Source organism: Lacimonas salitolerans, assembly GCF_042677865.1.
Classification (GTDB): Bacteria; Pseudomonadota; Alphaproteobacteria; order Rhodobacterales; family Rhodobacteraceae; genus Lutimaribacter; species Lutimaribacter salitolerans.
The window spans coordinates 62,572-84,109 of record NZ_JBHUDD010000050.1 but is presented as its reverse complement, the minus strand read 5'-3'; the positions used below and the strand labels follow the sequence as shown (position 1 = coordinate 84,109).

The following is a 21,538-nucleotide window of genomic DNA, read 5'->3' as shown; positions in this document are numbered from 1 at the left end:
CTCTCCTTAAGCTTGAGTGTAACTGACGCGGTGGCAAAGCGTTCCCGGGTCGGACAGGATTCCGGCATACTGCGCGGGCAGATCGTCGAACGCTGTCTGCCCCGAGATCAGCGCCTCCAGAACCGGGTCGCACAGCAGTTCCAGCGCCTTGGCCATGCGCCGGGCATGGGTCCAGCGCGGGGTGCGGTCGGGCGGCAGATGGCCGACCTGCGAACTGATCAGGCGCAACCGCCGGGCGTGAAACGCCCCGCCCAGAGGCACGGGCGTGTCGCCTGCGCCATGCCAGCTTGCCTCGACAACAGTAGCGTTCTGCCCGGCGCAGTCCAGCGCCAGCGCCAGCCCCTGCGCAGTGGCGGTGGCATGGATCACGATATCGCAGTCGGATGGCGCGGTGTCTGGCGCGGCAAACCCGCAACCAAGCGTCTGCGCCAGCGCCGCACGGTCGGGGTTGACGTCGATCAGCGTCACCTCGGCCCCCGGCAGCCGGGCTGCAAGGTATCCCACCAGCGCGCCGATCACGCCCGCACCGATCACGGCGATCCGGTCGCCCGCCCCGGCCCCGCTGTCCCACAGAACGTTCAGGGCGGTTTCCATGTTGGCACCCAGCACCGCGCGTTCCGGCGGCAGGCCGCCCGGCAGCGGGGTCAACATCGCCTGAGGCATGCGAAACCATGTCTGGTGCGGGTGCAGGGCGAACACGTCCTGCCCAGCCAATTCCCCCTCGGTCACGCGACCAACCGCGCAGTAGCCGTATTTCACCGGGAACGGGAACGCGCCCTCCTGCGCCGGGGCGCGCATCCTGTCGTGTTCGGTGACAGGCACGCGGCCTTCTAATACCAGCCGCTCTGTGCCCCGGCTGATGCCGGTGAACAGCGTCTGCACCGCAACGCCGCTGCCGGTTTGCGCCGCGCGCAGCTCTGCCCGGCCCGGCCCGGTGCACCAAAGCGCCTGCGCCGTCATGGCAGGATGCGCCTGCACTGGCTGGCCCGGCGAGCGGGCGCGGGTGGCAGAGTGTCACTGCGTTTGGTGTATGGGACTGGCCTGGCGGTGCTGGGACAGGGCAAGCGTAGGGTTTCCTTTCACAATTCGATCTCCCAAACGTAGGGTCGCTGCGCCATTGGCAAGTCTGCTGACGAATTTGTGCCGATCAGACAGGTCACGCGGCTGGACAGCCATCGTCGCGGGCTATGTGCCTGCGCAGAGGGGCGAAAGGATTGCAGCATGGACCGTTTGTTGGGATTTGTCAGGTCTCTTGTGATCTACCACAATCCCGGCACCATACGCGCCTGGCGGCGGTTCTATCGTGATCTGCTGGAGCCGCAGGCGCTGGTGTTCGACGTCGGCGCCCATGTCGGAACGCGGGCGCGGGCCATGCGGGCCGCCGGGGCGCGGGTGGTGGCACTGGAACCGCAGCAGCCGTTCGCGGGCTTTCTGCGCCGGACCCTGCCGCGTGACATCACCCTGATCGAGGCGGCAGCGGGCCGCACCGAGACCGAGGCCGACATGGCGGTGTCCTCGCGCCATCCCACCGTGTCCTCGCTGCGCCTCGATTTCGTGCAGGGTGCCGCGCGCGCGCCGGGATTCGATCATGTGAAATGGGACCGCACGCAGCGGGTGCGCATGGTCACGCTGGACGGGTTGATCGCGCGGTTCGGCACACCCGACTACATCAAGATCGATGTCGAGGGGTTCGAGATCGACGTGCTGGCCGGGCTGTCGCAGCCGGTGGCGATGTTGTCGGTCGAGTTCCTGCCGGGGTTCAAACATCTGACCCATGCGGTGATCGACCGGCTGGCGGATCTCGGGGACTACCGGTTCAACCCGGTTCAGGGCGAGACGGGCGGATTTGTGTGGCCCGACTGGCGCGATGGGGCAACAACCGCCGCCTGGCTGGACAGCCTGCCCCGCGATGCAGGGTCCGGCGATCTGTTTGCCCGTCTGCAATCTGACCCGCGCGGCGGTTAACCTTGGCGAAGGCAAGCGGCAAAGGCGTCGAACACGCCCGGTGTGGCGGTGATCACGGTGCCGGTGTCCTCGGGGCTTTCGCTGCTGTGCCAGCCTTCGACGCGGGCACCGGCGGCGCGCAGGATCACCAGACCTGCGGCGATGTCCCAAGCTTGCAGGCGCCGCTCCCAGAAGCCATCGTACCGGCCGGCCGCCACCCAGGCCAGATCCAGCGCCGCCGCCCCCATCCGCCGCACCCCGGCACATAGCGGCATCAACCGCGCGATATCTGCGGCGTGATCGTCGATATGTGCCAAGGTGCCGAAGGGGATGCCCGTGCCGAACAGCGCCGGTTCCAGCGTTGCGGTCGTGGCGGGCGAAACCCGCGCCCCGTCCAGCGTGGCAGGCCCCCCGATGCGGGCGGCAAAGGTTTCGCCGCGCAACGGATCGTGCACCACACCGACGGTCAGTCTGTCGTGATCCTGCAACGCGACCGACACCGCCCACTGGGGAATGCCGCGCAGGAAATTCGTGGTGCCGTCCAGCGGATCGACGATCCAGCGCCGGTCGGATTGACCTTCGCCGCCGGTCTCCTCGCCCAGCCAGCCATCGCCGGGCCGGGCACCGAGCAGACCGTTCCGCAGGTGCCGCTCGGCGGCCAGATCGACCTCGGACACGAAATCGCCCGCGCGCTTGTGCGTGACGGTCAGGCGCGCGCGGTCGTGCCAGTGGCGCAGCAGGATCTCGCCCGCCTCTTGCGCAAGGGTCACCGCCAGATCCAGATCATCGGCGCTCATGCCTGTGCGATCCGGTCAAGGATGGCACCGACCTGTGCCGCCGCGTCGTTCCAACCCGGCAGGGCCACCCCCGCCTGCGTGGCGGCGCGCGATTGCCGCGCGTGGGCCTGCGGATCGAGCAGCAGCGCGCGCAGGCCGTCGGCAAAGGCCGCGGCGTCGTCGGGCGGCACCAATGTGCCTGCCGCGCGCGGCACCGTTCCGGGCACTGCACCCGCCGTGGTGGACACGATCGGCAGACCGTGGATCAGCGCCTCGTCAAACACGATGCCGTAACCTTCGTAGCGCGTGGCCAGCGCAAAGACATGCGCCTGAGCGTAGAGCCGGTCCAGCGTGGGCTGATCGACCCGGCCTGCGAGGTCCACCCGCCCGGTCAGGCCGCTGGCCTCGATCTGCTGCGCCAGCCTTGCCTCATGGCCCGGCTCCCACGGGCTGCCGACGATGATGGCCTGCCAATCCAGATCGGCCAGCCGCGCCAAGGCGGCGATCAGCACGTCATGGCCCTTGCGCGGATGCAAGATACCGACCGACAGGATCAGCGGCGGCGCAGCCTTGGGTGGCGCAGTGTCCGGTGTGCCCGCCGTTGCCGGCTTGCCCGGGCGGATCACCGTCAGGCGGTCGGGTGCAACGCCGTAATCCGCGACCAGCACCTGTGCGATATGCGGGCTGGGCACCAGAACATGCGCCACCCGGTTCAGGTTGTCACGCTCCAGCGCATGCAGGCGGTTGCGCGTGGACTCTGGCAGCCCGCTTTCATGGGCCAGCGGGTGGTGCACCAGCGCCACCAATGGCGCGCGCAGCCGGTCAAGGGCGGCGGTCTCCAGCGCGCCAAAGGCCAGACCGTCCACGATCAGCACCCGATCGCGCGGGACCGCGGTCAGCAGGTCGATCGCCCGGGCCATGGCCTGCGCATCGGGAAAGGGAAACCCGTCGGGCAGCGCCAGATGGGTGACGTCGCGCCCGGTTGCGCGAAGCGCCTGCAACAGGTTGCGGTCATAGCCATATCCGCCGGTCGGTGCGGACAGATCGCCGGGCACGGCGAAGGCTGCGGCAGAAAGCTGTGACATCGGGATTGCCTTTGCGTTTGTTTCCGGAACTCAAGGGCTTAGCGCAACATGCGGACAAGGCAACGTCGCGCTGTCTGTGCAAAGTGTCCAAGGTCCGCGGCCTTGGGTCAGGGCGCAAGCCACTGACCCGCCCAGCCATCGGTGCGGTCGAACCGCGCACGCCGGTGCTGAAGGCCCAGATGGACAACATCCAACGCCTGCACCGTGCAGCGCAGCACGGCAAAAGATGCAGCACTGGGGCGCTTTTCATAGGCCAGCGCATCTGCGAGCGGCACACCGGGCGCGGGCTGCGAGCCATAGGCTTGCCGCGCCGCATCCGGCACCCGCGCCCAGAGGTCGGCGACCGCCGCGCCGGTCAGGATCTCCACCACCGCCTTGGCGCGGGTCTGCAGATGCGTGGCCTTGTCCCAGACATGCAGCGCCGCGCGCGGGGTGGCGCGCAGCTCGGCCACCTTGGCCGAGCGCAGATCGGTGTGGATGTCGAACGTGCCCGCCGCCACATCCACCGCGCGCAGCACCACCGTGCGCGCCTGCGGCCAGCCACCCGGCGACACCGTGGCAAGCGTGGGATGGCGCGCGGGCGCGTGGCGGTCGCCCACCCCGCGCAGCAGCCGCGCCCAGACCTGTTCCTGCAGGCTGGCCAGATCGGCGGCCCATGGGTGCGGATCAGTCGCCATAGCCCGTCATCTCCAGATATCCCACGCCGCCATGGCTGCCCGACACGGTGACCGGCCCTTCCCAATAGGGCACGGATGTCGCCATCCACGCATCGGGGTTCAGCGCCGTCACCGTCACATCCACACCCCGGTCGGGCAGGCGCACCTGCCATTCGGTCGGCACGTCGCGCCCGGCAACGCGGTGGCGCGACAGGGGGGCTGCCGTGAACGCGCCATCCGGCAGCGCCGTCGTGGCGCCATCGGCCGCGATCCATGTGCCTGCCGTGAAATCGCTATCCCCGCGCAGCACGAAGCCCATCAGCTTGTCACCGCTGTCAAAGGACAGCGAGAACCAGTCCCACCCGGTCTGATCCGCCGCCAGCGGTTGCGACGACCATTCCCGGTCGAGCCAGGCATGGCCGGTGACGGGGATGTCGCCATGCGGCAGGGTCAGGGTGCCGGACAGATCGTAGAACGGTTGCGAATAGTAGTGGCTGGCCTGCCCGGCGGCGGATTTCACCGAATAGCCCTGCTGCCCGTGAAACACCAACGGCCCGGTCGCGGACAGGCCCACGTCATAGGCGAACTCTGCCCCCGAGGCGGTGAGGCGCAGATCGTCGAAGCCTGGTCCCTCCATCGCCCAGTCGTCGATCCACGCGGCAAAAGGATCGGCCCGCACGCCCGCCTGCCCGATCCCGCCGCGCGCCAGCCGTTCCGCCACGAAATGCGCATCGGGCGTGGTGACGGCGGCATGGCCCATCCACAGTTGCGGTGTGTCCCAGCCCTGCCCGTCGCGCGGCGCGAGCGCCGAGCGGAACAGCGTCCATTGCAGGCCATAGGCCGTGCCATCCGGGCCGGTCATGTTGGCGGTCAGATACCACCATTCGATGCGAAACTCTGGATGCGCGCCGTGATCTGCCGGAAACTGCAGCACGGTTTCGGGATCGGGCCTTGCAAAATCCCCGGTCTCGGTTCCCAGCCCGGCAAAGCCCTGCGCGGCGGCCTGCACTGGCAGCCACAGTAGCAAAAGGACGATCCTAACGTTCATTGCGAAACACCCCCAACAAGTGCACCGGCGGCATCCGCGACAGCCGCCATGCGGGCCACAGCGCGGCCAGTGCGGCAGCCAGCAGGGCAAAGCCCGCGAGCCGCAGGTAATCCAGCGGAAACAGGTACATCGGCAAGCGCCAGCCGAATGCCTCGACATTGACCACGGCCAGCAGGGCCCAGGCCAGCGCCAGCCCCAGCGGCAGGGCCAGCGCGGCGGTCAGCGCGGCCAGCACCAGCGCGCGCAGCAGGTCCAGCCCCGCCAGCCTGCGCCGGGTCAGACCCAGCGCCCAGACCGGGGCCAGTTGCGGCAGGCGCATCGCGGCAAGCGTCAGCAGGCTCATCAGCATGGCAAAGCCCGCAACCGCCAGCGTCAGGATGTTCAGCGCGGTGGTGACGGTAAAGGTCCTCTCGAACACCGACAGCGACAGCGCCTTGAGCGCGGCCTGATCAACCATCGCCGCCTCGGGGACACCGGCCTGATCGCGCAACACGCCGCGCAGGGTATCGGCCTGCGCGGGATCGACCCGCAGACCGAACCGCAGGGCCGTGACCTGCGGGAACTGCTGGCGAAACAGCGCCTCGGTCATGATGACCTGCCCGACCGGGTTGCCATAATCGCCGTAGATGCCCAGCACCGGCAGCTCTAGCCCGGGGGCAATGGCCACCATCGTACCCAGATCCAGATCTGCGCGGCGGTAGAGCTGCTCGTTGATCAGCACGCCCTCGCCCTGCGCCAGCGTGTCCCACGCCTCGGGTGCAGAGCGCAGAAACAGCCAGTTGTCGCGATAGGTGGCATGATCGCGCGCGCCGAAAATCTGCGTGGGCATACCCGCCACCTGCGCATCGACCGACAGGATCGGCAGGATACCGGATGTGAGGCCCGTCGCAGCCTCGGTGATCTGCTCTGCCTGCGCCGCGTCGGTGGCCGAGACATACAGCTCGGACGCCAGCCGCTGATCCAGAAATCCGGTAAAGGTCAGCCGGAAGGATGACACCATCGTCGACACGCCGACATTGGCCGCCATCGCCAGCAGCAGCGCCATCAGCGCCAGCGACAGCCCGGGCACCTGCTGGCGTGTGTCGGCCCAGAACCACTGTGTCACGGGCCCACGGGCGCTGGCCTGACCCGCGCGCAGCACCAGCCCGAGCAGCGGCGGCAGGGCCAGCACCACGCCGATCAGCAGCCCGCCCAGCATGACGAAACCCGCCAGTAACCCCTGCCCCCAGATCGCCAGTACGCCCGCGACGGACAGCAGCGCCAGCGACGCCACCCCCTGCGCAGGGCCCTGCCGGGCCATCGCCCAGGCGCGGGGCTGCGCACCCGCCAGCAGCGGCATCCGCGCCAGCGACCACAGCGCCCCGCTGGCGGCAACGGCTGTGCCCACCATGGCGATCGCCAGCCCCGACAGCCACCAGACCGGCCGGAGCGTCAACTGACCCGAGACATCCGCGCCATAAAGCCCGCGCAAGGTGGCCGCCACGTCGGGCAACAGCGCCGCCGCCACCACATACCCCAGCGCCACGCCGATGGCCCCGGCCACAAAGGCCAGCGCCGCAAGCTCGATCGCGATCAGCGTGATCAGCCGCCCGAGCGGTGCCCCCAGCGCCCGCAGGGTGCGCACCATCGGCCTGCGCTGCTCGAACGCGAGGCCAATCGCGCCGTGCACGATGAACAGCCCCACCGCAAAGGACAGCAGGCCAAAGGCGGTCAGGTTCAGGTGGAAACTGTCGGTCAGCCGGGCCACATCGGTGTCGCCCTGCGGTGCCGTCTGCACCAGATCGGGGGCGATCTCGGCCAAGGGACGGCGGGTGAGCGGCTGTTCGGGGGCCACCAGCAGGCGGTCGATCTGGCCCTGCCGGCCCAGCAGGCGCTGCGCCAGGCCAATGTCGGTGATCGCCGTGTTGGGGGCCACGTCGGGCGACGCCACGCCTTGGGCACCCGTATCAGGCAGCCGCGCCAGCGTGTCCGCCCGCGCGAATATCTGCCCGGCCCCTGACAGGAACGCGCCCAGATCCGCCCCGCCCTCGACCGAAACCGGCCCGATGTCGCCTGGTGCTGTCAGCGGGTCGAGCCCCACCAGCCGCACCGAGTCCAGGTCTCCGTCGATCACGGGCGACACGTTCCAGCCTGCGCGCCGAAGCGCGACATAGGTTTCCTGCGCGACCGGCCCGCCCCCGCGCGCCGTGATCTGCGCAAACCGCCCCTCGCCCAGCGTGGCGGCGGCCGCGTCATAGCTGGCCCGGGCCTCGGCATTGATCGCCTGCACGCCGGACCACAAGGCCGTGCCAAGGGCGAGGCCCGCCAGCAGGGTGATCAGTTGCAAGGGATTGCGCCGCCAATGCCCCAGCAGGGCGGCCAGAATGGCCTGCGTCATGTCAACTGCCCGGACGCAAGATGCAACTGGCGGGGCATCCGCGCCGCCAGCCGTTGCGAATGGGTGACAAGGATCAGGGCCGCGCCGGTCTCAGAGACCAGCTCGCACAGCAGATCAAACACCGTGTCCGCCGTCGCCTCGTCCAGGTTGCCGGTGGGTTCATCCGCCAGCACCAGCCTGGGCTGCGGGGCCAGCGTGCGCGCTATGGCGACGCGTTGCTGCTGACCGCCCGACAGTTGCTCGGGATATTTGTCAAGATGCGGCCCAAGACCCAGGCGCGAGGCCAAACGCTCTGTGCGGTCGGGATCATGGCACCCGGCCAGCCGCGCCTGAAACGCGATATTGCCCGCCACCGTCAGCGACGGGATCAGGTTGAACTGCTGAAAGATCACCCCAAGCGTCCCGCGCCGCAGCGCCGCGCGCCCGGCATCGTCCAGTGGCGTCAGGTCGGTGCCGTCGATCGCCACCACGCCGCTGGTAGCCGAATCCAGCCCGCCCACCAGATGCAGCAACGTGCTTTTCCCTGAACCGGATTCACCCGTCAGCGCCAGCATCTCGCCGGCCTGCAGGGTCATCGACACCCCCCGCAACACCGGCGCGGTGGCTTCGGGATAGGTTTTCGTCACATCGCTGAGGCTGAGTAGCATCGGTCATCCTTTGCGGCCAAGGTAACGCATGGAAGCTTCACGGAAAGAGCGTTTTCGCCGCAGGATCAGACCGCGCGCGGCTCCATCCAGGCGACATGCCACGTGGCTGCGTCATCGCACGGGCCGGGGCGCGTGTCGATCCGGGCACCTGCGACCACCGTGCCACGGACTCCGGCTCGGTGGTTGAGGGTGCGATGAGCGATCAAGTCGAGCCGGACGGCCCCATGCGTCCGCGGGACAAGCCAGACGGTCACCTTATCCGCAGTAGCGCGATTGCAAATCATAGCGCGGGTTGGTGAACCGCAGGTCATGGTCTTCGAGGTATCGTGGCCCGACGAAGGCCCCCCGATCCCGACCCGCTGCATGCGCAGACTTCGACAGATCGTGCCTCGGACCATGATCAACGGCCTGGGTCTGCCGCCTATCAAAAGCCGAGTGGATGGATGGGGAAATCCGTAGTCTGAGGGACTGGCAGATCAGCTGGTCCTTCCGTGTCATTTCCGCCAGTTCTCCGGGTTGGCGCCCCAACAGGCTGACGACATGCCCGGCCTTGATGCCGATCCCTCGGATCTCGAACGTCAAGGGATCGCGAAGCTCGAAATGCTGCGTTTTCCTGCCCGGCCCGAACAGATCGTCTTCGCCCTGCCAGACATTCCCGGTGGCGAACCTCAACCTGAAGACACCCGGCGGCACGAGCACCTTGAAGAACTTGCCGCCCTTGATGTAGGCGGCCAAGGCTGGATCGCCGGTCTTCACGTCGATCAGGGTCAGGAAATAATCCTGCCCCGGCGGGGTCTTGACCTGCAGGGGAAACACGGCGGGCAGACCGCTCCGGTTCCACATCAATCCACCTTTCTGCGTCGGGTCCACAGGCGACTTGGCGTCGGCGCTCGCCAAGGGTGCGGCCGCGACCAGCAGGAGGCAGAGCATTATCCTGACAAAGCGTGGAAAACGGAGCGGGGCAGACACGACAGCCTCTTTCTGAACGCAGGTGTGGTCACTCGATGCTGAAGAGCATGCCATACTTTCCACGGACGGGCACCCGATCAGTCATTGAAAGGCGTTCACGATTCCGCCTGCCCCACCGCGCGATCAAGACAACCGGCAAGGTCGCGCGCCCGGCCCGACTAGCAGCCAAGCGCGGCGACGAGTTTTTCCAGAAACCTCGGCTGATCGGCCGGGTTGAGCCAGCGCATCACCGCGACGATTCCGTCATCCGGGCTGATCCAAAGGCAGTTGCCACCCGCCCCCTGCGCGCTGATGACCATGCCGCCGCCCCAATGCCCGCCACCGGGGACGGATTGCATGCGTGTCCCGTCAAGCTCGATCCACGAGGTCGAATACCCCTCCCATGTCCAGTCTTCCGACGCCCCGACAGGGCGCATGATGCGGTCGCGCAGCACATCCGGAAGCGGGCGGCGAAAGCAGCACATCAGGGCATAGGAAAGCGCGTTCACCCGCACATCGTTGTATTCGTAGTAGCTGCCCGGAGCCCCGACCTCACGCCGCTGACCCTTGCGGCTGTTGTCTGCACCGGCACCGATCTGCCGAAAATGATCGACCTGATCGTTCTTGCCGAAGATCTCGCCGCGCCATTCGCTGTTCATCTGCAGCATGTGACGCCAGCTGATCCTGCCATTGTGCGGGTCACTGAAATGCGGCCCCGGCACCGTCTCGCCAACGGGCGCGTCCAGATCGGAAATCAGCCCGTCGGCCACCGCCAGCCCCGCCAGCACAGAAATATAGCTTTTGGCGATCGAGAATGTCATGTCCGGGCGATCCGCATCGCCCCATTCCGCCACGCGCACGCCATGGTGCAGGACAACGCCCGCCGGGCCGCCGCGCTCTGCCACTGGACCAAGGATGTCCGTCCAGGGTCCGCTCTCATTCCATTCCACGTTTCCGACATAGCTGCCGTCGGGATAGAACATGCTGCGCGGCCATGCGGTCTCGGACGCACAGGCGAACTCAACCGCGTCCTCAAGTGCGGGCGTGGCGGAAAAAGCGATCACATATTTTCCTTTCGGAGTTGGAAAGATCATTGCCTCCGCGGACTAGAGTAGCATTTTCCAGACGTGTCAAAGACTGTGTCGGAGGCCGGTTGCATGCTGTGGAGTCGAGGATGGAGATCGATCCCGAAGATTCTGGGCGTGATCGTGCTGGCCCTGTCCGGTCTTGCTTTTGCGACCTATTCTGCACGTTTTGGTATGCGCGGACTCAGCCTCGACCTTTCGCAGGTGACGTATATCTACACGCCGGGCAGCGCGTTTGCCAATCTGGCCGTCTTTTCGCACATGGTCCTCGGCGCGCTGATCATGGTGCTCGCTCCGCTGCAACTGATCGGGCGGCTGCGCAGCCGGTATCCGCTTGCGCACCGCATGGCAGGCAGGGTGGTCGTTTTCGGGTCGATCATCACCGCAGTCGGCGGCCTGACCTATATCGCACTGCGCGGCACCGTGGCCGGTCCGGGCATGGACGCAGGCTTTGCGCTGTATGGGGGTCTTATGCTTGTTGCGGCATTGCAGGTCGTTCGGCTGGCGCGCGCCGGTGAGGTCGACGGACATCGCAGGTGGGCCCTACGGCTCTTTGTGCTGGTGATGGGTTCGCTGATCTATCGGCTGCACTACACGCTCTGGTTCATCCTGACCGATGGTCTGTGGAGTACCGAAAATCTGGATGGCCCGTTCGACCAGGTGCAGTACTTTGCCTTTTACCTGCCTTACCTCGCCATTCTTGAACTGCGTCTCAGACGCCAGACGCGGACGGACACGGCTGGCTGACAGCTCTTCGAAGCCCGCGGACTGGTGCATTTGCTGATCCGGCGTGTTATTGGCGCCTGACCCGATCGCGCAGGGCAACGCATGGCAATGACGGTAACCGCAGCCGCGTGCCTGTGTCGTGACCCAGACAAGGTCAGGTTGCGGATGGTCACGGATCCATCAAGCCCAGGCCCGATCCCCGAGACGCTGTCCGGGCAAGGCCGTCCTCGCGTTCCAAGGTGCCGAAGGAGAGGAAACCCAAGAGAAAAGCACCCGCCAAATGCGCGAACAGAATATCCGGGAGCATCCGTTAGGTGAGTTGCGTCCGTTTGGTGCGGGTGGAGGGACTTGAACCCCCACGCCTTGCGGCGCCAGAACCTAAATCTGGTGCGTCTACCAATTTCGCCACACCCGCATCCTGTGCGAAGTCTTGTTTTCATGGGAAACCCTGCGCACCGCTGCGTCTTATCAAACCGCGCAACCCGATGCGAGAGGAAAAAATTGTCGCGAAAAAGGTCCGACAGTTGCCCAGAAAGGACGCGACACCGGCACATTTCTGCCTTATTGTGATGGAAAAAACGAGGCAGCAACAAAGCAGGATTGAGCCCATGAAACCGCAAACGGTTGGGCGTGAGGACGTGATGACACGTCTGGCACGCGAGAATGCACGTACCGGTCTGGTCGCTGGCAGTATCGTCATGACGCTCGAAGGCGAAATGCCGGTGGAAATGCTGGCGCATGGCGACAGGATCATCACCCGCGACACCGGCATGGCAACTATCCGTGACATCCGGAGAAAAGCCATCACATGCGACATGGTCGCCGTAATGGCAGGTTCGCTGGGCCATACACGCCCCGATCGCGACGTGATCCTGCCCGCAGATCAGCGCGTGCTGATCCGCGATTGGCGCGCCGAGGCGCTGACTGGCCAGAAACAGGCGCTGATCCCGGCGCGTGATCTGGTGGATGGCGAATTCGTGCAGTTGCGCAAGGATATGCAGGTCACGGTCTACGAGATCGAGCTGGACCATGCGCAGGTGATCTATGCCGATGGTCTCGAAGTGACCAGCTTCATCACCGCCGAGGAACTGGCCCAAGCGACCTGATCCTTTCCGACAAGTCATCTTCATAGCAACCCCGGTGCGTTTTTAGCTCCGGGGCTGTTTTTTGTATCTGCAACGCTGTCAGACCATTATGGCCGCGCGGCACAGGGTCAAAGACCAAGGCTGCGCAAGACCTCTGGCAACGCCTCGGGAATGTCCTCGGCGATCAGTCCGGGGCCGAAGCTGCGCGCGCATTCCGTGTGCAGCCATGCGCCGGTTTCGGCCGCCTGCATCGGGTTGAAGCCGCGTGCCAGCAATCCGGTGACAAAGCCCGCCAGCACATCGCCGGACCCCGCAGTCGCCAGCCATGGGGCCGCCAGACCTTGGGTTGCGCTGTTGATCGCGGCCCGCCCATCGGGCGCCGCGATCACCGTTTCCGGACCCTTGAGCAGAACGATAGAGCCCGCCCGCGCGGCGGCGGCGCGGGTGGCGTCAAGTCTGGACGCAAGCGCATCCTTGGTGGCGGCGTTCAGCTTTTCGGCGATGTCGGGAAACAGCCGCGCGAACTCGCCCGCATGAGGAGTGAGCACGCAGCGATCGTGCAAGGCCGCGAACAGCGCAGGATGCCCGGCCAGGATCGTCAAGGCATCCGCATCCAGCACCACGGCGCGCGGCGCGCCCCCCACCCCCGCCCCCACCCCACGAGGGGTCGGGGGTGGGGGGATGCCCTCGATGTCGCCGGACCGGCCCAGAGCCGCCGCCAGCAGCGCCACCGCCCGACCGTCCAGACCCAGCCCCGGCCCGAGGCAGAGCGCGTTCAGCCGCGCGTCGGCCAGCAAGGCGGTCAGCGCGTTGCCATCGTCCACACGCCGTAGCATGACAGCTGTAATCTGCGCCGCCACCTCCAATTGCGCCGATCCGGGCACGCCGAGTGTAACCAGCCCCGCCCCGATCCGGAGCGCCCCGCGCGCCGACAGCCGCGCCGCCCCGGTGCGACCTGCCCCGCCGGACAGGATCAGCGCGTGACCATGGCCGAACTTGTGCGCCTCGGGCGATTTGCGCAGCGCATCGATCATGGCGGGCGTGGCAGTGATCTGCCGAGGGGCGCGGGGCATGGATGCGCTTTCCTTGGTCACAGGCCGATGTCCACGACCTGACAGCGCGCATCAGCCATGTGCGGCATGGCATGGATCGGTTTGAGGGCATGAAAAGTCACGATGAGATCGGCGGGCAACGGCCGCCGCGCGAGGGCGGCACCGCTGTCGGCATCATGGCCCGTGGGAATATCGACCGCCACGAACACCGGTGCGGGGGCGGCGCTTTGCTTGAAGATCGCATCGATCAGGGCATTGACCGGGGTCAGCAATTCATCCAGTGGCGCGCGTTGACCGATCCCGAACAGGGCATCGACCACCACCCACGTCTCCGCCCCATCGGCGCGGGCCGCTGCCGCGGCCTGCATCAGACCGGTCAGGTCCAGCGGCGCGACCGTGCCCAGCTTCAGCCAACGCTCATAAGTCGCCCTGGCGTCAGGTGGAAGCTTTTTTGCATCGCCGTGGAAAAACACCGCAACCCGCCAGCCACGCTGCCGCAGCAGCCGCGCCACGACGAATCCGTCGCCGCCGTTGTTGCCCGGTCCGCACAGCACGGCCGCATGCGGCGTGCCGGTTGCGAGGTCCGGCCATTCCGCGATGATCGCGTCCACCACGCCCTGCCCGGCCCGTTCCATCAGCACCAGCCCGGTGACGCGGCCCGACTCGATTGCGGCCTGTTCAACGGCACGCATGTCGGCAGAGGTCAGGGTTTCGGCCATGGTTTTGACCCTTTCGATTCAAAGTCGCTCATTTGCGCGCCTTGCTGCACATTTTTTAATCACTCGCCTCACTCAGCCGGCGTACCGGCCCGACACATAGTCATATCCGATTGTGGCCCCCCAGCGTAGATGATCTGACCACAGACAACACGCAGGGGCGAGGAGGCCGCGATGAAAAAGATCGAAGCGATCATCAAACCGTTCAAACTGGACGAGGTGAAAGAGGCGCTGCAGGATGCCGGCATTCAGGGCCTGAGCGTGATTGAGGTCAAGGGGTTTGGCCGCCAGAAGGGCCATACCGAATTGTACCGCGGTGCCGAATACGTGGTCGACTTCCTGCCCAAGGTAAAGATCGAGGTGGTGCTGGACGACGATCTGGTCGATGCCGCGATCGAGGCGATCATCGACGCCGCCAAGACCGACAAGATCGGCGACGGCAAGATCTTTGTCAGCCCCGTCGAACAAGCCATCCGCATCCGCACCGGGGAATCCGGTTCGGACGCGCTGTAACCCACCTGTCGCGCACAGACGCGGCAGTTCAATAACCTGACAGAAAGGGATTTAACGGTATGAGCAACTCTGTTCTGACCATGATCAAGGAAGAGGACATCGAGTATGTCGATATCCGCTTCACCGACCCGCGCGGCAAGTTGCAGCACGTGACGGTGATGTCGGACCAGGTCGATGAGGATTTCCTGGAAGAGGGCTTCATGTTCGACGGTTCCAGCATCGCGGGCTGGAAGTCGATCGAAGCCTCGGACATGAAGCTGATGCCTGACCTGGAAAGCGCCTATATCGATCCGTTCTATGCCGAAAAGACGCTGTGCCTGCATTGCACCGTGGCCGAACCCGACACCGGCGAAGCCTATGATCGCGACCCGCGCGGTACCGCCGAAAAGGCCGAGGCCTATCTGAAGTCCACCGGCATCGGCGATGTGTCCTACTGGGGCCCCGAGGCCGAGTTTTTCCTGTTCGACGACGTACGTTTTTCGAACAAGATCAACAAGGTATCGTATGAAGTTGATGCGCTTGACGCATCATGGAACAGCGACACCGAATACGAGATGGGCAACACCGGCCATCGCCCCGGCGTCAAGGGCGGCTATTTCCCGGTGAACCCGATCGATGACGGTCAGGACATCCGGTCGGAAATGCTGTCGACGATGAAGCGCATCGGCATGAAGGTCGACAAGCACCACCACGAGGTCGCAAGCTGCCAGCACGAGCTGGGCCTGATCTTTGGCACGCTGACAAAGCAGGCCGACGAGATCCAGAAATACAAGTATGTGGTGCACAACGTGGCGCAGGCCTATGGCAAGACCGCGACGTTCATGCCCAAGCCGATCTATGGCGACAACGGCACCGGCATGCACTGCAACATGTCGATCTGGAAGGACGGCAAGCCGCTGTTCGCCGGCGACAAGTATGCCGACCTGAGCCAGGAGGCGCTGTATTTCATCGGCGGCATCCTGAAGCACGCCAAGACGCTGAACGCCTTCACCAACCCGTCGACCAACAGCTACAAGCGCCTGATCCCCGGGTTCGAAGCGCCCGTTCTGCGCGCCTACTCGGCCCGCAACCGCTCGGGCTGCGTGCGTATTCCGTGGACCGAAAGCCCCAAGGCCAAGCGCGTCGAGGCCCGTTTCCCCGATCCGTCGGCGAACCCCTACCTGTGCTTTGCCGCACTGCTGATGGCCGGTCTGGACGGGATCAAGAACAAGATCGATCCGGGCGAGGCGATGGACAAGAACCTCTATGACCTGCCCGCCGAAGAGCTGGAAGGCATCCCCACCGTCTGCGGGTCGCTGCGCGAGGCGATGGAAGCCCTGAAGGCCGATCACGAGTTCCTGCTGGCCGGTGACGTCTTTACCAAGGACCAGATCGATGGCTACATCGACCTGAAGATGGAAGAGATCGAGCTGTACGAGCACACGCCGCACCCTGTCGAGTTCGGCATGTACTACAGCTGCTGATACGGTCACGCGACCGCGCGAAAGGGCCTCCTATCCGGGGGCCCTTTTTGCATTCCCGATCCGGCGTTTCATTCAAATGCGCGCGATTTGCCATGTCTTTGCCTTGGTTGTCGCGCAGTGTCGCGCCGACTCGATGGGAAAGACCGCGCAGATGACAGATCAGACCGACGCGCCGCTTGTGGCGCATCTGTTGTACCCCAAGGATGCAGGCCTGCCTGACCTGGCAGGGTTTGCCGCGCGTCTGAATGACGCCCTGGCCCGTGTGCAGCTGTCTTTACAGGACATGGGGCAGGATGACGCAGGCGCGCATGTGTTCGCCCACCCGCTTGTGTCCCTGCGCCTGCGTATGGTCGATATCCCCTGCCCAATGCCTGCCCTTGCCGCGGCGTTGAACGCCCCGTTCATGGCCATAAAGCCCGGCGATCTGCCGGATCAGGTGGCGCGGCACGCTTGGTATATGGAGCTGACCGTCACCACCACCGCCACGCAGGACGACGACGGCACCCTGCCCTGGCCGATGCAACTGGTCGTGCTGCATCGCGCGCTGCTGATCCTGATCGACGCGGACGCGGATGTGGTCGTGCACATGCCGCTGTCGGACATGCTGTTCACCCGGTCCGAGGTGCTGGCCACCTCGGAAATGACGCTGCCCATTGCGTTGTGCCTGCATCCCCTGCCGATTGCCTCGGCCCAGGTGCCCACCATCGCGGGCATTTTGCCGCCGCTTGGCCTGATCCTTATCGGGGCCGAACGGTTTTGCGACAAGACGGTGATGCTGGTGCCATCCACCCTGCCCCTGCATGACGGCCTGACCCTGCTGACCTCGCTTTTGCGCGATCATGTCGGCGGTGTCTTCCGGCTGGACGATGGCGCGCATCTGCGCCATCCGACGCACGATGGCATCTTCATCCGTCACGGTGGCCCGGATGGCCGCATCCTGATCGGCCTGGGTGACTGGCCCGACCCGGACGCCCCGCCACCCCGGGTCGTGGACCTGTCGGAACTGACCCCGCGGCCCAGGCGCCCCGTCACGCACGAATCCGGGTTGATGGCGCAGATTGCTTCGCGGATCGGCCGCTTTGCCCTGTCACCCAACGGATTGATCACGATTGCGGGCATCGCCGCCTATCTGCTGATCAGCCATCTGGCGGGCCAGTGGTTCGAGAGCCAGTCCGAGATGATCCGCGCGGCGGTCGGCCCGCGCAACTGACGCCTCAGCCCTCGGGCACGCTGCCATGCGGCACCATATGCGTGCCGCCAAGCCCCCCCAGCGCCTGAAACAGACCGGCGGTATTGCGCACGCCGAACTTCCGCATCAGCCTGCCGCGATGCACCTCGACCGTGCGAAAGGACAGGTTCAGCACGCGGGCGATTTCCTTGCTGGTCTTGCCCTCGCCCAGCAACGACATCACCTCGCGTTCGCGCCGGGTCAGCGGCTGATAGGGCCGCGCATCTGACAGATCGGCAAAGGACCAGACCGCGCGCGTCAGCGGCTCGTCCGGGGTAAAGGAATGACCGCGCACCCGGCACCAGAACAGCGCGCCGCAGGACCGCATCATCACGCGCTCGTCCCAATAGGCGTTGGTTTCGCGCAACTCCTTGATGCCCCGGCTGCGGATGTTCACGAATTCTTCCTGGCTGGGATACAGGATCGCGAACAACTGGTCACGCAGGTCGGCACGACCATAGCCGAACATGCGCGCGAACATCAGGTTGCAATCCCGGATCACGCGGTTTTCCGTCACCACCAGCCCGACAGGCGCGTGCAGGAACGCCAGTTCGCCAAAGACGCCGTCGCGATAACTGTCCTCTACATCTGCGCCGTTCATGACGGTCCTTGCCATTGTGCCCGGGTCGATCCCGCGGCCAAACCCTATCGTGCAACGCATCCGGTCGCAACGTGCGCGCCTGCCTGCCCGTACCGCAGCGGGGTCAGCCAAATTCGCGAATCGGTTGCATTATCTGGGCCATCACGCGACGGGCGCAGAACGATGCCGAATTGTGGCGACCATGTGGCAAATGGTTAAAATCCTGTGGTTTTCGGCCAATCCTGTCGTCAAGGTTATGCCGCTATTGCGAGTCATGGTCAAATTCCCAGCCCAACCCAGGGCTGTAGATCGCAACGAAAGGTAGAGCCAATGTTCGACTTTCAGTTACCGATGATCGTAACCACATTGTACGTGGCCCCCCGTGACCGAGTGCATATGGACGCCTTGTCCGAAATTCTCCGCTACACCTTGCAGGCCAATGGCCTGCCAGACCCGCGCATCCACGCAAATGACGCCTCAGGCCTGTGTCTGCACACTGCCGATCTGGAGTTGCGCGCCAAGTGGATGACAACCGAAACCGAGGCGCAGCTGGTGATCAGCCTGGGCAATGCGGATGTTCTGGAAGAGGCCGACACACCCGCACTGCAGGCGCTTTTGATCAACGTGCTGCGCCCTCTGCTTGCCGCGCTGCGTGTGACGTCGGTCGACTGGATGCAAAGCGGGCTGCGCATCCCGGCGCGTGATTTCGTCGATGCGCTTTGCCCCGATGACGCGACACCGGCCTGTCGCATCGCGCCGCGCCGGGTGACCCGCAGCGCCAGTACGCACACCGCGCGGCCAAAGCCCGGTCTGGCCCGCGCCAGCGTCATGCCCGGGCAGGCGCCACAGGATATCCGCCCCCGGCGGATCCGACCGCAGGCCAAGGCCGCCCCAAGGCAACGGCCCTATCGCAAGGGTCCCGCCCGCAAGGCGGATGCGCATGTCCAAAGCTACGAGACGCATCTGGCCCACATCCTGCGCCAACCCGCCAGCCCTGACGAGATCGACGCAATGCGCAAGGCCGCAGGACTGCCCGGCACGCCCGAGCGCGTGGCCACATGGGCGGTCTCGCTTTGCGTGGCCACGGTGTCGCTGCCGGTGGCCCTGCCGTTGATGGCCCACAACCTGACCAAGGGGGAAAACCTGCGCGCGGCCTCGCTGGTGATGGGGTTTGTCGGGGGGATGTCCCTCTACTTCGAACCGGCCATGGCGGCTTCGCTCGTGTCGCTGTTCTAAGGGCGGCGCAAAAGGGAAAACCACGGCACCGGCTTTACGACGCTTTACGCCGCAGCCGGTTTGACGCTAACCTCGGATCGTAAATTCGCGGTTCAAATCGGTCAAAAAAGGGTACCCCCATGCGTCACGTGCTGTTCAGCATCGCCCTAAGCCTTGTTGCGCTGCCCTCATGGGCGGCGCAATGCGGCAACAGATCTGCCGGCTTCGACGCGTGGAAGGCCAGTTTCGCACAAAGCGCGCAGCGGGCGGGCGTTGGCCAGCGCGGGTTGCAGGCCCTGGCCAACGCACAATACGCCACCGGCACGATCGCCGCCGACCGCAACCAAAAAAGCTTTCGCTATTCCCTCGACAAATTCATTGAAATCCGCGGGGCGACGACCATCGTGCGGCAGGGGCGCGAGCGCAAGGCACGCGACGCCGCATTCTACACCGCGCTCGAGCAGCGGTTCGGCGTGCCGGCAGGCGTGATCATTGCCATTCACGGGATGGAAACCGGCTTTGGCCGCTTCATGGGCGACAGTTCCGTGGTGTCGGCCATCGTCACTTTGGCCTTTGATTGCCGCCGGTCCGAGTTCTTCATTCCGCACGCGCTTGGCGCGCTGAGACTGGTGGATCAGGGATCGATCACCGCCGCCACCAAGGGGGCAAAGCATGGCGAGCTGGGCCATACCCAGTTCCTGCCGGGCAACGCGATCACCTATGGCGTGGACGCCAATGGCGATGGCCGGGTGGATTTCTACAATCAGGCCGATGCGCTGGCCTCGACCGCCAATTACCTGCGCCAGAAAGGCTGGCGGCCCGGCCAGCCGTACAACAAGGGCACGCATAACTACGAGGTGCTCAAGACCTGGAACGCGGCCTCGGTCTATCAGGAATCGCTATCGATCATGGGCGCACAGATCGACGGGTGACACCGCGGTCTTGACAGCGGGGCGATGGTTGCCCATCTGATCAGCCTGGATGCAGGCTCCGGCCGTTCGCAGGCCTCTGGCCATGGTGAAGCCCTGCACTCTCTCTCCTGTCCCAACCTGTGCAAGGGTCGTGACCGGACGGCAATGCGAACCCCGTTTACCGTCAGATGACCCGCAGGAGATGGGATATGACCCCGACACTTTCGCCCCCCGTGCCGACGCGCGCGCAACTCAAGCAACAGGCGCGGCGCCTGCGCGAGACAATGACACAAGGCGGCACGCCTCTCAGCCACGCCGCCGCACTCGAGGCGCTGGCCCGCCAATGGGGCTTTCGCGACTGGAACACCCTGTCGGCCGCGGCCCCGGAAACATCCGGCCCGACACCACGCTGGCAGATCGGGCAACGTGTGTCCGGCCTCTATCTTGGCCAGCCCTTTGCTGGACGGATCAAGGCGGTCGACCAGGCCAGCGGCGGCTTCTGGCGCTTGGTGCTGGTCTTTGACGCGCCTGTTGACGTGATCCCCTTTGCCGGGCTCAGCAACCTGCGTCGTCAGGTGCGCTGTACCGTGAACGGCCAGGGCGTGACGCCTGAACACACGTCGGATGGTCAGCCGCATGTGGTTCTGCACACCGACTGATGCCACGCCGTCGCGGCCTGCCGGTCAGGTCGCGGCGGTCTTGCGCCGCACCATGAAGGTATGGATGCCAAAGATCACCGCGCCGGTCTCGGGCAGGCGCCACAGGGTCTGCCGTTCGCTGCGCAGATAGGCGCCTTCGGGGTTGTGTGCACGCGGATAGCGATCGGCCTCGCGCCGGGGCGTGAACAAGGTCGGATCATCATACAGATGCGCATTGAACCGCCACATCGGGCGGCCCGGCTTGATCCCGTCAAACAGCCGCTGCACGCGGCGGGCGATGTTGTCATCATACATGTCGACCGGAAGATGGATGCGCACCATCGGGCGCATGATCTTTTCGGACAGGGTCCAGTAGGACGGAAAGCACAAGACAGCGCCGGTCAGCACATGCTCGTCGCCCTGTTTTTGCAAAATGCACAGATCCTGCTGCACCAGGATGCCCAACGTGCCCATCGGATCGCGCCGGTCCACCGCCACGGTCACGCCATCGGGGCGGATCACCTGCGCGCCGCAAACCGTGTAATCGGGATGGGCATCAAGATGCTCCATAATGGTCTCCAGCAACTCGTCTGCCGCCGGCCGCGCGCTGTCATCCAGCGCCAGCACATCATCGCGCCGATCCGTCAGCAGCCGAGCCCGCTCGACCATCTGCGGGCCAAAGGCGTCATCGACCCAAATCCAGTCATCTGGGGCCATCGGGGCCATGCCGGGCAGCGCCTTGGGCGAAACGTCATAGGGGATGTGCGATTGCAGGATCATGCGACAGGATTAGCGCCGTGCGCCGCCAAGGAAAAGACCCCTGCTTCATCTTGCTAGACAAACTC

20 protein-coding genes, 1 tRNA gene and 1 pseudogene are annotated in these 21,538 nt (G+C 65.6%); 9 read left to right on the top strand and 13 right to left on the bottom strand.

The window, feature by feature from the left end; all coding sequences use genetic code 11:
• Nucleotides 1–6: 6 nt before the first annotated feature.
• Complete coding sequence (locus ACFTOW_RS08270) at nucleotides 7–960, bottom strand: zinc-dependent alcohol dehydrogenase (RefSeq protein ID WP_379914593.1); 954 nt, start codon at nucleotides 958–960, stop codon at nucleotides 7–9.
• A 261-nt stretch (nucleotides 961–1,221) separates the two neighbouring features.
• Here ACFTOW_RS08270 and ACFTOW_RS08265 point away from each other — a divergent pair, with 261 nt between their 5' ends.
• Nucleotides 1,222–1,965 (top strand): FkbM family methyltransferase, encoded by a 744-nt coding sequence (locus ACFTOW_RS08265; protein ID WP_379914592.1) that lies wholly within the window; start codon nucleotides 1,222–1,224, stop codon nucleotides 1,963–1,965.
• Here ACFTOW_RS08265 and ACFTOW_RS08260 read toward each other — a convergent pair.
• The 8 genes from ACFTOW_RS08260 to ACFTOW_RS08225 form a co-directional block, all read right to left on the bottom strand.
• Nucleotides 1,962–2,741, bottom strand: coding sequence for an inositol monophosphatase family protein (locus tag ACFTOW_RS08260; RefSeq protein ID WP_379914591.1), 780 nt, complete (start codon nucleotides 2,739–2,741; stop codon nucleotides 1,962–1,964). The two genes, ACFTOW_RS08265 and ACFTOW_RS08260, sit on opposite strands and share 4 nt — an antisense overlap.
• Nucleotides 2,738–3,805, bottom strand: a complete 1,068-nt coding sequence (locus ACFTOW_RS08255) for a glycosyltransferase family 4 protein (RefSeq protein ID WP_379914590.1) — start codon at nucleotides 3,803–3,805, stop codon at nucleotides 2,738–2,740. Before ACFTOW_RS08255 ends, ACFTOW_RS08260 begins: the two co-directional genes overlap by 4 nt.
• A 107-nt stretch (nucleotides 3,806–3,912) precedes the next feature.
• Nucleotides 3,913–4,482, bottom strand: a complete 570-nt coding sequence (locus tag ACFTOW_RS08250) for a pyridoxamine 5'-phosphate oxidase family protein (RefSeq protein ID WP_379914589.1) — start codon at nucleotides 4,480–4,482, stop codon at nucleotides 3,913–3,915.
• Entirely contained in the window at nucleotides 4,472–5,509 is a 1,038-nt protein-coding gene (locus ACFTOW_RS08245; RefSeq protein WP_379914588.1) for a lipocalin-like domain-containing protein, read from the bottom strand. Before ACFTOW_RS08245 ends, ACFTOW_RS08250 begins: the two co-directional genes overlap by 11 nt.
• Nucleotides 5,499–7,886, bottom strand: coding sequence for an ABC transporter permease (locus ACFTOW_RS08240; RefSeq protein ID WP_379914587.1), 2,388 nt, complete (start codon nucleotides 7,884–7,886; stop codon nucleotides 5,499–5,501). The genes ACFTOW_RS08245 and ACFTOW_RS08240 overlap by 11 nt, the downstream gene beginning before the upstream one ends.
• A complete protein-coding gene (locus ACFTOW_RS08235; protein ID WP_379914586.1) occupies nucleotides 7,883–8,533 on the bottom strand; it encodes an ABC transporter ATP-binding protein in 651 nt (216 codons plus the stop codon). Before ACFTOW_RS08235 ends, ACFTOW_RS08240 begins: the two co-directional genes overlap by 4 nt.
• A 255-nt stretch (nucleotides 8,534–8,788) precedes the next feature.
• A complete protein-coding gene (locus tag ACFTOW_RS08230; protein ID WP_379914585.1) occupies nucleotides 8,789–9,463 on the bottom strand; it encodes a hypothetical protein in 675 nt (224 codons plus the stop codon).
• Nucleotides 9,464–9,660: 197 nt separating this feature from the next.
• The gene (locus tag ACFTOW_RS08225) at nucleotides 9,661–10,545 is read right to left on the bottom strand and encodes a serine hydrolase (protein WP_379914584.1); all 885 of its coding nucleotides are present in this window, start codon (nucleotides 10,543–10,545) and stop codon (nucleotides 9,661–9,663) included.
• Between the two features lie 138 nt (nucleotides 10,546–10,683).
• Between ACFTOW_RS08225 and ACFTOW_RS08220 the strand changes: the two genes are divergently transcribed.
• Nucleotides 10,684–11,313 carry a DUF2306 domain-containing protein gene (locus ACFTOW_RS08220; RefSeq protein WP_379914583.1) on the top strand — a complete coding sequence of 210 codons (630 nt, stop codon included), beginning with the start codon at nucleotides 10,684–10,686 and terminating at the stop codon, nucleotides 11,311–11,313.
• A 309-nt stretch (nucleotides 11,314–11,622) separates the two neighbouring features.
• On the opposite strand, the gene ACFTOW_RS08215 is transcribed toward ACFTOW_RS08220, so the two are convergent.
• Nucleotides 11,623–11,707: transfer RNA gene (locus ACFTOW_RS08215), tRNA-Leu, on the bottom strand.
• Between the two features lie 193 nt (nucleotides 11,708–11,900).
• On the opposite strand from ACFTOW_RS08215, the gene ACFTOW_RS08210 reads away from it, so the two are divergent.
• A complete protein-coding gene (locus ACFTOW_RS08210) occupies nucleotides 11,901–12,398 on the top strand; it encodes a Hint domain-containing protein (protein ID WP_379914582.1) in 498 nt (165 codons plus the stop codon).
• A 107-nt stretch (nucleotides 12,399–12,505) separates the two neighbouring features.
• Here ACFTOW_RS08210 and ACFTOW_RS19935 read toward each other — a convergent pair.
• A pseudogene (locus ACFTOW_RS19935) lies at nucleotides 12,506–14,148 on the bottom strand (NAD(P)H-hydrate epimerase).
• A 171-nt stretch (nucleotides 14,149–14,319) separates the two neighbouring features.
• On the opposite strand from ACFTOW_RS19935, the gene ACFTOW_RS08195 reads away from it, so the two are divergent.
• The 3 genes from ACFTOW_RS08195 (at nucleotide 14,320) to ACFTOW_RS08185 (ending at nucleotide 17,331) form a co-directional block, all read left to right on the top strand.
• Entirely contained in the window at nucleotides 14,320–14,658 is a 339-nt protein-coding gene (locus ACFTOW_RS08195; protein ID WP_379914578.1) for a P-II family nitrogen regulator, read from the top strand.
• Between the two features lie 59 nt (nucleotides 14,659–14,717).
• Nucleotides 14,718–16,121, top strand: a complete 1,404-nt coding sequence (gene glnA / locus ACFTOW_RS08190) for a type I glutamate--ammonia ligase (RefSeq protein WP_379914577.1) — start codon at nucleotides 14,718–14,720, stop codon at nucleotides 16,119–16,121.
• 151 nt (nucleotides 16,122–16,272) lie between these two features.
• The gene (locus tag ACFTOW_RS08185) at nucleotides 16,273–17,331 is read left to right on the top strand and encodes a hypothetical protein (protein WP_379914576.1); all 1,059 of its coding nucleotides are present in this window, start codon (nucleotides 16,273–16,275) and stop codon (nucleotides 17,329–17,331) included.
• Between the two features lie 4 nt (nucleotides 17,332–17,335).
• Here the strand turns inward: ACFTOW_RS08185 and ACFTOW_RS08180 are convergent, their stop codons facing one another.
• On the bottom strand, nucleotides 17,336–17,950 hold the full coding sequence (locus ACFTOW_RS08180; protein ID WP_379914575.1) for a LuxR C-terminal-related transcriptional regulator: 615 nt from the start codon (nucleotides 17,948–17,950) through the stop codon (nucleotides 17,336–17,338).
• Nucleotides 17,951–18,259: 309 nt separating this feature from the next.
• Here ACFTOW_RS08180 and ACFTOW_RS08175 point away from each other — a divergent pair, with 309 nt between their 5' ends.
• The 3 genes from ACFTOW_RS08175 to ACFTOW_RS08165 all read left to right on the top strand — a co-directional run bounded on the left by ACFTOW_RS08175 (nucleotide 18,260) and on the right by ACFTOW_RS08165 (nucleotide 20,714).
• On the top strand, nucleotides 18,260–19,165 hold the full coding sequence (locus ACFTOW_RS08175; protein WP_379914574.1) for a hypothetical protein: 906 nt from the start codon (nucleotides 18,260–18,262) through the stop codon (nucleotides 19,163–19,165).
• Nucleotides 19,166–19,284: 119 nt separating this feature from the next.
• Nucleotides 19,285–20,076, top strand: a complete 792-nt coding sequence (locus ACFTOW_RS08170) for a lytic murein transglycosylase (RefSeq protein WP_379914573.1) — start codon at nucleotides 19,285–19,287, stop codon at nucleotides 20,074–20,076.
• A 188-nt stretch (nucleotides 20,077–20,264) separates the two neighbouring features.
• On the top strand, nucleotides 20,265–20,714 hold the full coding sequence (locus ACFTOW_RS08165; protein WP_379914572.1) for a glyoxalase superfamily protein: 450 nt from the start codon (nucleotides 20,265–20,267) through the stop codon (nucleotides 20,712–20,714).
• Nucleotides 20,715–20,738: 24 nt separating this feature from the next.
• Here ACFTOW_RS08165 and ACFTOW_RS08160 read toward each other — a convergent pair whose 3' ends face one another.
• On the bottom strand, nucleotides 20,739–21,473 hold the full coding sequence (locus ACFTOW_RS08160; RefSeq protein ID WP_379914571.1) for a heme-dependent oxidative N-demethylase family protein: 735 nt from the start codon (nucleotides 21,471–21,473) through the stop codon (nucleotides 20,739–20,741).
• Nucleotides 21,474–21,538: the final 65 nt, after the last annotated feature.

Excerpts from the sequence above, each read along its gene's own strand:
- ACFTOW_RS08270 (WP_379914593.1), bottom strand. The coding sequence starts at position 960 with ATGACGGCGCAGGCGCTTTGGTGCACCGGGCCGGGCCGGGCAGAGCTG.
- ACFTOW_RS08265 (WP_379914592.1), top strand. The coding sequence starts at position 1,222 with ATGGACCGTTTGTTGGGATTTGTCAGGTCTCTTGTGATCTACCACAAT.
- ACFTOW_RS08260 (WP_379914591.1), bottom strand. The coding sequence starts at position 2,741 with ATGAGCGCCGATGATCTGGATCTGGCGGTGACCCTTGCGCAAGAGGCG.
- ACFTOW_RS08255 (WP_379914590.1), bottom strand. The coding sequence starts at position 3,805 with ATGTCACAGCTTTCTGCCGCAGCCTTCGCCGTGCCCGGCGATCTGTCC.
- ACFTOW_RS08250 (WP_379914589.1), bottom strand. The coding sequence starts at position 4,482 with ATGGCGACTGATCCGCACCCATGGGCCGCCGATCTGGCCAGCCTGCAG.
- ACFTOW_RS08245 (WP_379914588.1), bottom strand. The coding sequence starts at position 5,509 with ATGAACGTTAGGATCGTCCTTTTGCTACTGTGGCTGCCAGTGCAGGCC.
- ACFTOW_RS08240 (WP_379914587.1), bottom strand. The coding sequence starts at position 7,886 with ATGACGCAGGCCATTCTGGCCGCCCTGCTGGGGCATTGGCGGCGCAAT.
- ACFTOW_RS08235 (WP_379914586.1), bottom strand. The coding sequence starts at position 8,533 with ATGCTACTCAGCCTCAGCGATGTGACGAAAACCTATCCCGAAGCCACC.
- ACFTOW_RS08230 (WP_379914585.1), bottom strand. The coding sequence starts at position 9,463 with ATGCTCTGCCTCCTGCTGGTCGCGGCCGCACCCTTGGCGAGCGCCGAC.
- ACFTOW_RS08210 (WP_379914582.1), top strand. The coding sequence starts at position 11,901 with ATGAAACCGCAAACGGTTGGGCGTGAGGACGTGATGACACGTCTGGCA.
- ACFTOW_RS08195 (WP_379914578.1), top strand. The coding sequence starts at position 14,320 with ATGAAAAAGATCGAAGCGATCATCAAACCGTTCAAACTGGACGAGGTG.
- glnA (WP_379914577.1), top strand. The coding sequence starts at position 14,718 with ATGAGCAACTCTGTTCTGACCATGATCAAGGAAGAGGACATCGAGTAT.
- ACFTOW_RS08185 (WP_379914576.1), top strand. The coding sequence starts at position 16,273 with ATGACAGATCAGACCGACGCGCCGCTTGTGGCGCATCTGTTGTACCCC.
- ACFTOW_RS08180 (WP_379914575.1), bottom strand. The coding sequence starts at position 17,950 with ATGAACGGCGCAGATGTAGAGGACAGTTATCGCGACGGCGTCTTTGGC.
- ACFTOW_RS08175 (WP_379914574.1), top strand. The coding sequence starts at position 18,260 with ATGTTCGACTTTCAGTTACCGATGATCGTAACCACATTGTACGTGGCC.
- ACFTOW_RS08170 (WP_379914573.1), top strand. The coding sequence starts at position 19,285 with ATGCGTCACGTGCTGTTCAGCATCGCCCTAAGCCTTGTTGCGCTGCCC.
- ACFTOW_RS08165 (WP_379914572.1), top strand. The coding sequence starts at position 20,265 with ATGACCCCGACACTTTCGCCCCCCGTGCCGACGCGCGCGCAACTCAAG.
- ACFTOW_RS08160 (WP_379914571.1), bottom strand. The coding sequence starts at position 21,473 with ATGATCCTGCAATCGCACATCCCCTATGACGTTTCGCCCAAGGCGCTG.